The organism is Rhodococcus sp. 105337 (assembly GCF_012844225.1).
Lineage (GTDB): Bacteria > Actinomycetota > Actinomycetes > Mycobacteriales > Mycobacteriaceae > Rhodococcus.
On sequence record NZ_JABAGQ010000002.1, the window covers coordinates 401,056 to 414,352 of the forward strand.

At 69.2% G+C, this 13,297-nt stretch carries 13 protein-coding genes; 12 read left to right on the forward strand and 1 reads right to left on the reverse strand.

Going from position 1 to position 13,297, the window contains the following annotated elements; translation table 11 throughout:
- Positions 1 to 17: 17 nt before the first annotated feature.
- The 10 genes from HF886_RS05595 (at position 18) to holA (ending at position 10,063) form a co-directional block, all read left to right on the forward strand.
- Positions 18 to 914 (forward strand): MoxR family ATPase, encoded by an 897-nt coding sequence (locus tag HF886_RS05595; protein ID WP_169620349.1) that lies wholly within the window; start codon positions 18 to 20, stop codon positions 912 to 914.
- Between the two features lies 1 nt (position 915).
- Entirely contained in the window at positions 916 to 2,361 is a 1,446-nt protein-coding gene (locus HF886_RS05600) for a VWA domain-containing protein (RefSeq protein WP_169620348.1), read from the forward strand.
- A gap of 70 nt (positions 2,362 to 2,431) precedes the next feature.
- Entirely contained in the window at positions 2,432 to 3,091 is a 660-nt protein-coding gene (nadD, locus tag HF886_RS05605; protein ID WP_169620401.1) for a nicotinate-nucleotide adenylyltransferase, read from the forward strand.
- Positions 3,088 to 3,543 (forward strand): ribosome silencing factor, encoded by a 456-nt coding sequence (gene rsfS, locus HF886_RS05610; protein WP_169651755.1) that lies wholly within the window; start codon positions 3,088 to 3,090, stop codon positions 3,541 to 3,543. Before nadD ends, rsfS begins: the two co-directional genes overlap by 4 nt.
- Positions 3,540 to 4,190, forward strand: a complete 651-nt coding sequence (locus HF886_RS05615; RefSeq protein ID WP_169620346.1) for a histidine phosphatase family protein — start codon at positions 3,540 to 3,542, stop codon at positions 4,188 to 4,190. The genes rsfS and HF886_RS05615 overlap by 4 nt, the downstream gene beginning before the upstream one ends.
- On the forward strand, positions 4,177 to 4,968 hold the full coding sequence (gene octT, locus HF886_RS05620; RefSeq protein WP_169651756.1) for a diglucosylglycerate octanoyltransferase: 792 nt from the start codon (positions 4,177 to 4,179) through the stop codon (positions 4,966 to 4,968). The genes HF886_RS05615 and octT overlap by 14 nt, the downstream gene beginning before the upstream one ends.
- A gap of 5 nt (positions 4,969 to 4,973) precedes the next feature.
- Entirely contained in the window at positions 4,974 to 5,789 is an 816-nt protein-coding gene (locus HF886_RS05625; RefSeq protein ID WP_169651757.1) for a DegV family protein, read from the forward strand.
- Between the two features lie 115 nt (positions 5,790 to 5,904).
- Positions 5,905 to 6,750, forward strand: a complete 846-nt coding sequence (locus HF886_RS05630) for a ComEA family DNA-binding protein (RefSeq protein ID WP_169651758.1) — start codon at positions 5,905 to 5,907, stop codon at positions 6,748 to 6,750.
- On the forward strand, positions 6,747 to 9,095 hold the full coding sequence (locus tag HF886_RS05635) for a ComEC/Rec2 family competence protein (protein WP_169651759.1): 2,349 nt from the start codon (positions 6,747 to 6,749) through the stop codon (positions 9,093 to 9,095). The genes HF886_RS05630 and HF886_RS05635 overlap by 4 nt, the downstream gene beginning before the upstream one ends.
- Positions 9,092 to 10,063 (forward strand): DNA polymerase III subunit delta, encoded by a 972-nt coding sequence (gene holA, locus HF886_RS05640; RefSeq protein WP_169620341.1) that lies wholly within the window; start codon positions 9,092 to 9,094, stop codon positions 10,061 to 10,063. Before HF886_RS05635 ends, holA begins: the two co-directional genes overlap by 4 nt.
- A gap of 129 nt (positions 10,064 to 10,192) precedes the next feature.
- Here holA and rpsT read toward each other — a convergent pair whose 3' ends face one another.
- Positions 10,193 to 10,453, reverse strand: coding sequence for a 30S ribosomal protein S20 (gene rpsT / locus HF886_RS05645; RefSeq protein ID WP_072699291.1), 261 nt, complete (start codon positions 10,451 to 10,453; stop codon positions 10,193 to 10,195).
- 304 nt (positions 10,454 to 10,757) lie between these two features.
- Here rpsT and HF886_RS05650 point away from each other — a divergent pair, with 304 nt between their 5' ends.
- Together HF886_RS05650 and HF886_RS05655 are read left to right on the forward strand one after the other, a co-directional pair.
- Positions 10,758 to 12,317, forward strand: a complete 1,560-nt coding sequence (locus HF886_RS05650; protein WP_240954907.1) for a circularly permuted type 2 ATP-grasp protein — start codon at positions 10,758 to 10,760, stop codon at positions 12,315 to 12,317.
- A complete protein-coding gene (locus HF886_RS05655; RefSeq protein ID WP_169620339.1) occupies positions 12,317 to 13,291 on the forward strand; it encodes an alpha-E domain-containing protein in 975 nt (324 codons plus the stop codon). Before HF886_RS05650 ends, HF886_RS05655 begins: the two co-directional genes overlap by 1 nt.
- The last annotated feature ends 6 nt before the right edge of the window (positions 13,292 to 13,297 follow it).

A 13,297-nucleotide genomic window follows, 5' to 3' on the forward strand; every position in this document is an offset into this window, starting at 1 on the left:
CGACGAAAGGACTCAGCGTGGATCGTGCGCTGCCCATCACCCCGCCGATCTTCGCGGATGTCCAGGAAGTGATCGATCGCCTGGCGGAGACCGGTTACCTCGCGGACAAGGCCACGGCCACCGCGGTGTTCCTCGCCGACAGGCTCGACAAGCCGCTGCTCATCGAGGGGCCCGCCGGTGTCGGCAAGACCGAACTCGCGCGGGCCGTCGCCCAGACGTCCGGCGCGGAACTGGTTCGCTTGCAGTGCTACGAGGGTGTCGACGAATCCCGCGCGCTCTACGAGTGGAACCACGCGAAGCAGATTCTGCGGATCCAGTCCGCCGGCGCGAACGCCGCGGCCGGCGAATCGTGGGACGAGACCAAGGCAGACGTGTTCTCGGAAGAGTTCCTCCTCTCCCGCCCGCTGCTGACGGCCATCCGCCGCGAGGATCCGACGGTGCTGCTCATCGACGAGGTCGACAAGGCGGACGTGGAGATCGAGGGTCTGCTGCTCGAGGTGCTGAGCGACTTCGCCGTCACCGTCCCCGAACTCGGCACGATCGTCGCGACGCGTAAGCCCTTCGCCGTGCTGACCTCCAACGCCACCCGCGAACTGTCCGAAGCACTCAAGCGGCGCTGTCTGTTCCTGCATTTGGATTTCCCCGACGCCGACCTCGAACGCCGGATCCTCGCGAGCCGCGTACCGGAACTTCCGGACGCGATCGCCGAGCAACTCGTGCGCACGGTGCGGGTGCTGCGCGGCATGCAACTCAAGAAGGTGCCGTCGGTGGCCGAAACCATCGACTGGGGCCGGACGTTGCTCGCACTCGGGCTCGACACACTCGACGACGCGGCCGTGCGCACCACCCTCGGGGTCGTGCTCAAGCACCAATCCGACCAACTGCGCGCCGCAGCCGAGCTTCGGCTGAACTGACATGGCCGGCGCGTTTCAGACCGGTGCGGGGACGCCGATCGCACCACACGGTCTGCCCGGGCACCTCGTGGGATTCGTCGAGTCGCTGCGCCGCCGAGGCATCGCCGTCGGCCCGTCGGAAACGGTCGACGCGGGCCGGGTCATGACCGTGATCGACCTGCTCGACCGCGAAGCCCTGCGCGAAGGACTCGCCTGCACGGTGCTGCGCCGCACCACTCACCGGCCGACCTTCGACGCGCTCTTCGACCTATGGTTCCCACCGGCCATCGGGCACCGCACCGCCGACGCACCCGACGCCGACCTTCCGCGTACTCCCGACGGCGATATCGACCTCGACGCGCTCCGCGAACTGCTCGCCGAACTGCTCGCCGACGACTCCGCCGAAGCGCAGGCCGCCGTCGAGGCGCTCACCGCGCAGATGGTGGAGGAACTCGGGCAGTACAAGTCGTCCAACGGACCCTCCTTCTCGGCGTATCAGGCTCTGCGCGAGGTGGCTCCGGAGACGCTGCTCACCAGGATCCTCGAAGGCCTGCTCGGAAACAGCGCACCGGATGCACGCGCGGACGGCGACTACGAAACCGAGGTCGCCCGGCGGACCGCGGCGCGGAGAATCGCGGACTTCCGGGCAATGGTCGAACGGGAGACGCGGCGGCGCACCGCGGAACACCTCGGCCGCGAACGCGTCGAGAAGTACGGTGTGCCCAAGTTGGCAGAGGAAGTCGACTTCCTCCGTGCCTCCGATGCCGACATGGTCGCGCTCCGCCGCAGCGTGATGCCCCTCGCGCGTCTGCTCGCCAGCCGCCTCGCGGCCCGTCGTCGCCGGTCTCGTGCCGGCGCGATCGACCTGCGCCGCACACTGCGAAAGTCCATGTCCACCGGCGGCGTGCCGATCGACCTGATCAACCGCAAGCCACGACCGGCCCGGCCGGAACTGGTCGTGCTGTGCGACGTCTCCGGTTCGGTGTCCGGTTTCTCGCACTTCACGCTGCTCCTCGTGCACGCGCTGCGCGAACAGTTCTCCCGGGTGCGGGTGTTCGCCTTCATCGACACGACCGACGAAGTGACCCATTACTTTTCGTCGGGCGCCGACCTCGGTGACGCGATGTCGAGGATGCTGCGCGAGGCAGACCTGATCACTTACGACGGACACTCCGACTACGGCAACGCGCTGGCGACCTTCGCCGAGCGGCATGCCCACAGCCTCACCGGGCGGAGTTCGCTGCTCATCCTCGGCGACGCACGGACGAACTACCGCAATCCCAACCTGGATGTGCTCGAACATCTCGTCGGTGTCGCGCGGCACGCTCACTGGCTCAATCCCGAGCCGCGCGGCCAATGGGGCTCCGGAGATTCGGCGGCCCGCGCGTACGCGGAGGTCATCACGATGCACGAGTGCCGGTCGGCGCAACAGCTGGCCGCGGTGGTGGCGGGCCTGCTCCCGGTGTGACCCCGTAAGCTGAACCATCGTGCATCAGCCATCGGAGCGGCCCGTAGTGCCTCAGCGACGTCTGGGCGTGATGGGCGGCACCTTCGACCCGATCCACCACGGCCACCTCGTTGCCGCCAGCGAGGTCGCGGCACGCTTCGGTCTCGACGAGGTGATCTTCGTCCCCACCGGGCAGCCGTGGCAGAAATCGAAACGGGACGTCAGCCCCGCGGAGGACCGGTACCTGATGACGGTGGTCGCGACGGCATCGAACCCGCGATTCACCGTGAGCCGGGTGGACATCGACCGGGGGACGCCCACGTACACCGTCGACACGCTGCGCGACCTCCGCGACCGGTATCCGGGTGCGGAGCTGTACTTCATCACCGGTGCGGACGCGCTCGGGTCGATCCTGTCGTGGCAGAATTGGCAGACTCTGTTCGGTCTCGCCCGCTTCGTCGGGGTCTCGCGACCCGGGTACGACCTGCACACCGAACATCTGGCGCCGCACCTCGTCGACCTACCGGACGAGGCCGTGAGCCTCATCGAGATCCCTGCCCTGGCGATCTCGTCGACCGAATGCCGGGAGCGGGTCCGGGCGAACCGGCCGGTCTGGTACCTCGTGCCGGACGGGGTGGTGCAGTACATCAGCAAACGCCGCCTCTACAGCGAGAGCACGACCGCCGACGCGAGCACCGGCACCGACGACCATTACATCGACAGCAGTACCGAGAGAAAGAGCACGCAGTGAGCGCATCGACAGAAGCAATCGAGATGGCCCGTGTCGCGGCCCTGGCGGCCGACGAGAAACTGGCAACCGATGTCGTGGTGCTCGACGTGTCGGAGCAGTTGGTGATCACCGACTGCTTCGTCATCGCGTCCGCGCCGAACGAACGCCAGGTCAACGCGATCGTGGACAACATCGAGGACAAGCTCCGCGAAGCCGGTCACAAGCCGGTCCGCCGCGAGGGAACCCGCGAAGGCCGCTGGACGCTTCTCGACTACGTCGACGTGGTGGTGCATGTCCAGCACGAGGAGGAACGCAACTTCTACGCGCTCGAGCGCCTGTGGAAGGACTGCCCGACGGTGCCCGTCGAGGGCGTCGGAACCCCGCGTTCGGCAGTCGAGGCCGGCTCGGACGAGACGGCGCCCGGTGAGACCGGTACCGCGACCGAAGACGTCGATCCCACGGGCAACGCGTGAGCGAGCCGCGGGTGCGCCGGCTGATTCTGCTGCGCCACGGACAGACCGGGTACAACGCGACCCGGAGAATGCAAGGCCAACTCGACACGGAACTGTCCGACCTCGGCCGGAAACAGGCCGCCGCCGTCGCCGACGCGATGGCTGCGCTGAACCCGTTCGCGGTCGTCTCGTCGGACCTGCGGCGTGCGTACGACACCGCAGTCGCCGTCGCCGACCGCGCGGGCCTTCCCGTCGAGATCGACGCGCGGCTGCGTGAGACCCACCTCGGGCAGTGGCAAGGCCTCACCCACAGTGACGTCGACGCGATCGGTCCGGGCGCACGCAGTGCCTGGCGGGCCGACGCGACCTGGGCGCCGCCGGAGGGCGAAAGCCGCGTGGATGTCGCCCGTCGCAGCGTCCCCCTGGTGGAGGAACTGCTCGACAAGCACGAGCAGTGGGGTCACGAGCCGATCGTCCTGGTGGCGCACGGAGGGCTGATCGCGGCGCTCACCGCAGCGCTGCTGGACCTGCCCGTGGACCGCTGGCCGGTGCTCGGAGGGCTCGGCAACACCGGCTGGGTGCAGTTGAGCGGTTACGGTGACACGCCGTCCTGGCGACTCGACGTGTGGAACGCGTCGGCTGTGGTGGCACCCGATGACGTCCTCTGAGCCGGTGTCCGGTGAGGACACCGACGCAGGTGCCGCGACTCGGCGGCCGACGCTGCTGGTGCTCGCCGACTCCCTGAGCTATTACGGCCCCAAGGGCGGACTACCGGCCGACGATCCGCGAATCTGGCCGAATCTCGTCGCCGCCGAACTGGGCTGGGATGTGGAACTCGTGGCGCGTATCGGGTGGACCTCCCGCGACGCGTGGTGGGCGCTGACGCAGGACCCCCGCGTCTGGGCGACCATTCCGCGTGCGGGCGCCGTGGTGCTCGGCGTGGGAGGAATGGACACACTCCCGTCGCCGCTGCCCACCGCCCTGCGGGAAGGACTGCGGTACGTGCGTCCGCCGGCGTTGCGCCGCGTCGCCCGCACCGCGTACGGGTGGCTTCAGCCCCGGCTCTCCCCGCTGGGATGGCCTGTCGCCCTGCCGCCGCGCATCAGCGTCGAATACCTCGAGATGATCCGGGAGTCGCTGGCGTACGTGCGCCCGGACCTGCCGGTCATCGGCACACTTCCGTCGGTGCACCGCAGCGAGCAGTACCGCTCGGTCCACCGCGGCCGGCGTCCCGCGGTGCACGCGATCACCGGTTGGGCATCGCAGAATGCCGTTCCGCTCGTCGACCTCGGTGAGGCGGTCCACGACGACATCCATTCCGGCGACGCGAATCCGGACGGTATCCACTGGGGCTGGGAAGCGCATCGCCGCGTCGCCGCCGCTGTCGTGGACGCTGTCCGGATGGCGCACCGGGATGCGCAACCCGCCGCGGACGGCTTACGGTAGTCGTCGTGGCTGTCGTGGTGGTGACCGATTCGTCGTGTTGTCTCGATCCGGAACTGGTGGATCGGTACGACATCCGCGTGGTGCCGTTGCACGTCATCGCGGACGGACAGGATCTTCGCGAGGGCGTCGACGCACTTCCCGACGACCTCGCGACGGTGACCACCTCGGGCCCCTCGCCCGCGGAACTGACCGAGGCGTACGCGTCGGCGCTCGCCGACAGCGACGGCGACGGTGTGGTGGCAGTCCATCTCTCACGATTGCTGTCCGGAACCTGGGACGCCGCGCGCTCCGCCGCCGACGAGCTGGGCGAGCGGATTCGGCTCGTCGATTCCCGCAACACGGCAATGGGTTTGGGTTTCGCGGCGCTCGACGCGGCGAAGGCTGCGCGGGCAGGCGAGCACCTCGACCAGGTGTTCTACCGGGCCGAGAAGGTCGCCGCGTCCGCCAGGACCCTTCTCGTCGTCGACCGTCTCGATCATCTGCGCCGCGGCGGCCGTATCGGCACCGCGACCGCGCTGCTGGGCACCGCCCTCGCGATGAAACCGGTGCTGCACCTCGTCGAAGGAAAATTGGTTCTGCGGGAGAAGACCCGCACCATGACCAAAGCGATGGCCAAACTCGTGGACGGTGTCGTCGCGGAGGCCGGGCCGGGCGCACTCGTCGCGGTGCACCACCGTGACGCACCCGAGCGAGCCGGTCAGCTCGTCGAGCAACTGTCCGAGCGGCTTCCGGAGGCGGAGGTCACGGTCACCGAACTCGACGCGGTCCTCGGCGCGCACGTGGGGCCGGGTGCGGTGGGCGTCGTCGTCGCGCACGCCTGACCCCGCGGGTCCGAGCGCACGGGGGTTCGTCCCCAGGTGCCCGGTTCATCCCCAGCCCTGATCATCCTGCTGCCGGCCGGATTTTCCGGGTCCGCCGCGGCGTTACCGTCGCGCCATGGCGAGCACTGACGGCGGCGACCTGGCGAGAAACAGGCTGGGCGCGATCGCGCGAACGGCGGGTCGCGTCGGCGCCGAGATGCGCGAGGCGGACGAGGTCGCCGGCACGGCCGGAGAATACGACGAACCGGAGCCGTATCCGTCGCGGCTGACCGAGCGGATCGCTGCCGCGAGGTGGGCAACCGGGCACCGCGGAAGCGTTGCTCTCGCCGGCGTCGCTGTGCTCGCGGTGGTCATCGCCCTCGGGGTCGTGTGGCGCGACCGGCCCGTCCCGGAGCCGGTGCCGCCGTTGCCTTCGGTGGACAGTGTGGTTGCGACCGCGACCGCGACCGCGCCCGCCCCGCCGCCCGTGCCGGAGCCCGAGAACGTACCGGCCGACCTTGTCGTGAGTGTGGTCGGTCTTGTCCACCGGCCCGGGCTCGTGACGACCGCGCCCGGCGCGCGGGTCGCCGACGCGCTCGACGCCGCAGGCGGTGTCGCACCGGGAGCCGACCTCGTAGGTCTCAACCTCGCGCGGCGCATAGCCGACGGAGATCAGATCGTCGTGGGTCTGTCTCCGCCGCAGCCGATCCCGCACGGTAGCGGCGTGTCGGGTGCGGCCCCTCAGGGTGGGGACGGCCCGGACGGCGACGCCGGAGGGGTGCCGGGGCAGGGGAAGATCGACCTCAACGCAGCGGACGAGGCGACCCTGGATTCGCTTCCGGGCGTGGGTCCGGTGACGGCTGCGTCGATTGTCGCGTTCAGGCAGGCGAACGGACCGTTCGCCGACGTCGAGCAACTCGGAGAGGTCGACGGGATCGGCCCCGCCCGGCTCGCGCGGTTGCGCGAACTGGTCACCGTATGACCGACACTCCGCGTCTGGACGCGCGCCTCGTGCCGTGCGCCGCGGCCGCGTGGGTGGCGACCGCGACCGGATTGCATCTCGGTTCGTCGGCGACCGTTGTGCTGGTGACGGGTGCGATCGCCGTTGTCGTTCTTGTTGTGGGTGTTCGTCTCCGGGGCCCGGGCAGGTGGCGTAACCACGCGGTGGTGCCGGTCGTGCTCGCGGTCTGCGCCGTCGTCGTGGGTTTCGGTGCGGCTGCAGGGGTGCGGATGTGGTTCGCCGAAACACACCCGGTGGCGCAGGCGGCGGCGGACGGGCGATGGGTGAGCGCGACCTTCGAACCGACCGACGATCCGAAGATCGTGCGGCGCGCCACCTTCGGCGGCGAGCCGCAGGTTCGTCTGCCGGCGGTTCTGCGGCACACCACGATCGCAGGTGGCACGCAGGCGACGGGCGGCGCCGTCGTGGTGTTCGCGCCCGCGGACGGGTGGTCGGATCTGCTTCCCGGACAACGAGTTACCGCGCGTGTCCGGGTGTCGGAATTCGAGGGGGCGGGGACGAGCGTTGCCGTCCTCCGCGCCGACGGGCACCCGCGCGCCGTCGCGCCCCCGCCGGCCTGGCACACGTGGGCCGGTGGGGTGCGGGACCGACTTGCCGAAGCGTGCCGACGCGCGCTGTCGCCCGAACAGGCCGGATTGCTGCCGGGCCTCGTCGTCGGCGATACGTCGGCGCTGCCGGACGAGGCGCGTGCCGACTTCCGCGTTGCCGGACTGACCCACCTGACTGCTGTGTCCGGGGCCAATGTGAGCATCGTGCTCGGTGCGGTTCTGCTTCTCGTGCGTGCGGCGGGACTCGGTCCACGCACCGGGACGGCCTTGGCGGCGGTGGCTCTCGTCGCGTTCGTGATCGTGGTCCGGCCGTCGCCCAGCGTGGTGCGGGCGGCAGCGATGGGCGCGATCGCATTGCTCGCGCTCGTCTCGGGCCGCGAACGCCGAGCACTTCCCGCCTTGTGTGCGGCGGTGGGTGTGTTGCTCCTGGTGGTGCCCGATCTCGCCGTCGATATCGGTTTCGCGCTGTCGGTCTCGGCGACCGGGGGCCTCGTCGTGCTCGCGCCCGTCGCGGTCGAGCGGCTGTGTGCACACGGGTGGCCGCGGGCGATGGCCGAGGTCACGGCGGTGTCGACGACCGCGTTCGCGGTCACCGCTCCGATCGTCGCCGCCGCGACCGGCACCGTCAGTCTCGTCGCCGTCGCGGCGAACATCCTGGTCACTCCGGTCGTGGCGCCACTGACGGTGCTCGGATCGGGAGTCGCCGTGGCCGCGACGGTTCATCCTGCGGCCGGGGAGTTGCTCGCGCGCGGCGCTGCGCCGTTGCTGTGGTGGATGCTCGGTGTCGCAGATCGATCCTCCGCGGTGCCGTCCGCCGAGGTAGCCGTTCCGGACGGGATGGCAGGAGCCGTGACCGCCGGTGCCGTCGCAGTTCTGGCCTGGACGGCGGCGCGGAACCGGCGGGTCCGGCTCGCCACCGGAGTGGCGCTGCTGTCCGTGGCGGCGGTGTGGATACCGGTCCGGTTGCTCGAACCCGCGTGGCCGGGCGCGGGGTGGGTGTTCGTTGCCTGCGATGTGGGCCAGGGCGATGCGCTGATCGTCGCGACGGACGGGGGAGGGGCGGTGGTCGTCGACGCGGGGACCGAGCCCGGACCCGTGGACCGCTGTCTGCGCAAACTCCGGATCCGCACGGTGTCGATGCTCGTCGTGTCGCACCTGCACGCGGACCACACCGGGGGTGTGACCGGTGTCCTCCGGGGACGCGACGTGGGCGCGGTGGTGGTGGGTCCGGGCGCCGCAGCCCGTGACGGGGGCGCCGAGCTGGGTCATCTCCTCGCACAGCACGCAGTCCCGATGCGGGAGGCCGATCCCGGCGAGGTCCTCGTCTCGGGTGCGACGACAATCCGGGTCGTCGCTCCCGCGGGACCGGGTTACGCATCGGAGAACGACCTCTCGCTCGTGCTGGTCGCCGACACCCCGGTCGGGCGGATTCTGCTGCCGGGCGACGCGGAGGAGGCGGCCCTCGACGCGCTGGTGCGCGCCGGTGTCGACGTGCGGGCCGACGTGCTCAAGGTGCCGCACCACGGCTCGCGTACCACTCCGGCCCGGTTCTTCACGGCGGTGCGTCCCCGTGTCGCGGTGATCAGCGCCGGCCGCGACAACACGTTCGGCCATCCGCATCCACAGACGGTCGACGTGCTGCGCAGGCTCGGTACCCGGGTGCTCAGCACCGACCGGCACGGCGATGTCGCGGTGGTGCGCGCGGGGTCGGGGGCCTTGGCCGTGGTGTCGGACCGCCGTGACACCATCGAGCCGTGAGCGATTCTCCTTTGCATCTGCTCCTCGGCGACGAGGAACTCCTGATCGATCGTGCAATTGCGAAGATCGTCGCCGCCGTGCGTGCCCGGAGCGGGGCCGGCACCGATCTTCCGGTGACGCGGTTGCGTGCCGGCGACGCGTCACCTCCCGAACTTGCCGAGTTGCTGAGCCCGTCGCTGTTCGCCGAGGACCGGGTCGTGATCCTCGAGTCCGCGGGCGAGGCCGGCAAGGATGCCGCAGCGCTGATCCTCGACGCCGCGGGCGCCGTGCCCGACGGCGTCACACTCGTCGTCGTTCACAACGGCGGGGGACGCGCCAAGGCGATGGTCGGTGGTCTGCGTTCGTGCGGTGCGGTGGAGCACGACTGTGCGGCGCCCGCGAAGGCCGGAGACCGCGCGGCGTGGGTACGCGCCTTCGTCCACAAGGAGTTCCAGGCGGTCGACGTACGGGTCGCGTCCGACGTCGAGCAGTTGGTCATCGAATCCGTCGGATCCGATCTGCGGGAATTGGCCGCAGCGTGCAGTCAGCTGGTGGCGGACACGGGCGGCAAGATCGACGCCGCGGCGGTGCGGCGCTACTACTCCGGCAAGGCGGAGATCACGGGTTTCGATGTCGCCGAGAAGGCTGTCACGGGCGATACGGCCGGTGCTCTCGAGGCGCTGCGGTGGGCGATGCACCGTGGGGTTGCGCATGTCCTGCTCGCCGACGCGCTCGCCGACGCGGTGCATACCATCGCGCGGGTCGGTTCGGCCGGTCGCGGCGACCCGTTCGCCCTCGCGTCCGGTCTCGGAATGCCCCCGTGGAAGGTCAAGAAGGCGCAGGCACAGGCCCGAGCCTGGGCGCCCGCCTCGATCGGCACGGCGCTCGGCGTGGTGGCCGCGCTCAACGCCGACGTCAAGGGTGCGGCCGCCGACCCCGACTACGCACTCGAGTACGCCGTACGTACCGTGGCCCAGCTCGCCGGCTGATACCGGGCGAGCCCGGTTCCGGCCGGGCCGCCACCGGTGCGGGATCCTCGGAAGACAACGAAGGCCGCTCCCCGGTGTGGGGAGCGGCCTTCGGAAGCAGAGCTCGCGTCTACTACCTCGGAACTACGTTCAGAGCGAGTTGGCGAGCTTGGCCAGTGCAGACTTCTTGTTTGCAGCCTGGTTGGGGTGGATGACACCCGCGCTGGCTGCCTTGTCGAGCTTGCGGCTGGTGGCGACGAGAAGCTCGGTGGCCTTGTCCTTGTCGCCAGCGGCCGCGGCCTCGCGGAAGGAGCGGATCGCGGTACGGAGCGCCGACTTCACCGACTGGTTCCGGAGCCGGTTGCGCTCGTTGGTGCGAATTCGCTTCACCTGGGACTTGATGTTGGCCACGCGTAGAATCCTGTCGTGTTGCTGGTAGCTGGTTGGAAAGCTCTGGATGCACTAGGCACCGACAGGCAACGATACCAAGAAGGCAGGCAAAGCCCAAACCGGCGCGAGCGTGATGTCCGCTGTGTTTCCCCGGCGAGACAGTTCGATGTCGGATTGTGCACAACCCCTTCCCATATAGAACGATTCCGGCATGAGTCGCCGTACCCCTACTGCGCCGGGCGCGTCCCCGGCCAGGCACCGCAGGAAAAACCCCGACGTTTTCGACGGTTACGCGAGAAATCCCGATCGCCTGGCGTACGACGAGATGTTCGACGCGGACGGCAAGGTCCGGGCGCCGTATCGCCGCCTGCATCAGATCCTCGAGTCGAAGGGACCCGAGGATCTCGCCGCGCGCACCGACGCGGTCGGCCGGGCGTTCACCGACCAGGGTGTGACCTTCTCGCTGTCGGGCCAGGAGCGGCCCTTTCCGCTGGACATGGTGCCGCGCCTGATCGCCGCCGCCGAGTGGAACCGGCTCGAGAAAGGCATCCGGCAGCGGGTGCGGGCGCTCGAGTTGTTCCTCGCCGACATCTACGGCGAGCAGAGCATCCTGCGGGACCGCGTCATTCCGAAGCGGCTCGTCACCTCGTGTGACCACTTCCACCGGCAGGCCGCGGGCATCGTCCCGCCGAACGGAGTGCGCATCCACGTTGCCGGAATCGACCTGATCCGCGACGAGAAAGGCACCTTCCGGGTACTCGAGGACAACCTCCGCTCACCGTCCGGTGTGTCGTACGTCATGGAGAACCGGCGGGTCATGGCTCGCGTCGCTCCCGACCTGTTCGTCCAGCACAAGGTGCGTCCCGTCGGTGACTACGCACTGCACCTGTTGCGAGCGCTCCGAGCGGCGGCTGCGCCGAACGCTGCCGACCCCACGGTGGTCGTTCTCACTCCGGGTCTGGCGAACGCGGCGTACTTCGAGCACTCGCTTCTGGCGCGGCAGATGGGCGTCGAACTCGTCGAGGGGCGTGACCTGTTCTGCCGGGACAACATCGTCTACATGCGCACCACGGAAGGTGAGCAGCAGGTCGATGTCATCTACCGCCGCATCGACGACGATTTCCTCGATCCGCTCCAGTTCCGCCCCGATTCGGTGCTCGGTGTCGCCGGCCTGCTCAATGCGGCACGAGCCGGCAACGTGGTCATCTCGAGCGCGGTCGGCAACGGCGTCGGAGACGACAAACTCGTCTACACGTACGTACCGGACATCATCGACTACTACCTCGGTGAAAAGCCCCTCCTGCCCAACGTCGACACCCTGCGTTGCTGGCTCGACGAAGAACGGGAAGAGGTTCTCGACCGGATCGACGAACTCGTCATCAAGCCGGTGGAAGGCTCGGGTGGATACGGCATCGTGTTCGGGCCCGACGCCTCGGCCACCGAACTGAAGACCATGGCCCGCAAGATCCGGGCGAACCCCCGCGCCTGGATCGCTCAGCCGGTCGTGCAGTTGTCCACCGTCCCGACCAGGGCCGGTGACACATTGGCTCCCCGCCACGCCGACCTGCGTCCGTTCGCGGTCAACGATGGTGAGGACATCTGGATTCTTCCGGGCGGATTGACGCGTGTCGCGCTGCCCGAGGGGTCGCTGGTGGTCAACTCCAGCCAAGGCGGTGGAAGCAAGGACACCTGGGTTCTCGCCAGCCGGAGTTCGGATACCGAGAGCGAACTGGGCGGGGAGGGGTTCGTCGAGGAGCGGGCCGAGGTCAAACAACCCGACCGGGGGCCGGAATTGACCACCGAGCAGCAGCAACAACAGCAACAGCAACCGCAACAGCAACAGCAACAGCAACAGCAACAGCAACACAATGAGGGGGACTGCTGATGCTCGCACGAAATGCGGAGTCGCTGTTCTGGATCGGACGTTACGTCGAGCGAGCCGACGACACGGCGCGCATCATGGATGTCGCGGTCCACCAACTGCTCGAAGATTCGACGGTGGACCCCGACCGCACGTGCCGTCAGCTGTTGCGGGTGCTCGGGTTCAGCGCGCCCGACGGTGAACTCGACGTGCAGACCGTCATCGATATCGTCGCGTTCGGGCGGGACGGCGCGGGATCGATCCTCGACACCATCTCGCACGCGCGTGAGAATGCGCGCGGCGCGCGCGAAGTCACCTCCACCGAGATGTGGGAGTGCCTCAACACCACCTACAACGCCCTCGCCGAGCGGGAACGGGCGGCGAAACGACTGGGGCCCCACGAGTTCTTCCGATACGTCGAAGACCGCGGCGCGATGTTCGCGGGCCTGGCCGACAGCACGCTGTGCCGTGACGACGGGTACCGGTTCCTGTTGCTCGGCCGCTCCATCGAACGCGTGGACATGATCGTGCGACTGCTGCTGTCCCGCGCCGGCGACCGTCCCACGTCGCCGACCTGGGCGACGGTGTTGCGGTCGGCGGGCGGTTACGACACCTACCTGCGCACCTATCGCGGTGCACTCGACGCGGGGCGCATCGTCGAATTCATGATGCTGGACAGGCTTTTTCCGCGTTCGGTGTTTTCTGCCATCCGGCAGGCCGAGCAGTGCCTCACCGAACTCGACGACCAGACCGACTACCGGTTCGGTGCGCGCAACGAAGCGCAGCGGTTGCTCGGACGTGCCCGCAGCGAACTCGAGTTCATCCGCCCCGGGGTACTTCTCGAGGAACTCGCCGAACGGCTTGTCGCGCTGCAGGAGATGTGCCGGCAGGTCGGTGAGGCGATCGCACTCCAGTACTTCCATGCGGCGCCCTGGGTGGCGTGGAGTTCCGCTCGCAACGACGGTGAAGACGACATGCTTCTGGAGGGAGAACTGTGAGCTGGC

Bases quoted from the DNA above. Each gene is read 5' to 3' on its own strand.
- HF886_RS05650 (WP_240954907.1), top strand. From the start codon at position 10,758: ATGTTCGACGCGGACGGCAAGGTCCGGGCGCCGTATCGCCGCCTGCAT.
- HF886_RS05630 (WP_169651758.1), top strand. From the start codon at position 5,905: ATGGCGAGCACTGACGGCGGCGACCTGGCGAGAAACAGGCTGGGCGCG.
- nadD (WP_169620401.1), top strand. From the start codon at position 2,432: ATGGGCGGCACCTTCGACCCGATCCACCACGGCCACCTCGTTGCCGCC.
- HF886_RS05600 (WP_169620348.1), top strand. From the start codon at position 916: ATGGCCGGCGCGTTTCAGACCGGTGCGGGGACGCCGATCGCACCACAC.
- HF886_RS05655 (WP_169620339.1), top strand. From the start codon at position 12,317: ATGCTCGCACGAAATGCGGAGTCGCTGTTCTGGATCGGACGTTACGTC.
- octT (WP_169651756.1), top strand. From the start codon at position 4,177: ATGACGTCCTCTGAGCCGGTGTCCGGTGAGGACACCGACGCAGGTGCC.
- HF886_RS05635 (WP_169651759.1), top strand. From the start codon at position 6,747: ATGACCGACACTCCGCGTCTGGACGCGCGCCTCGTGCCGTGCGCCGCG.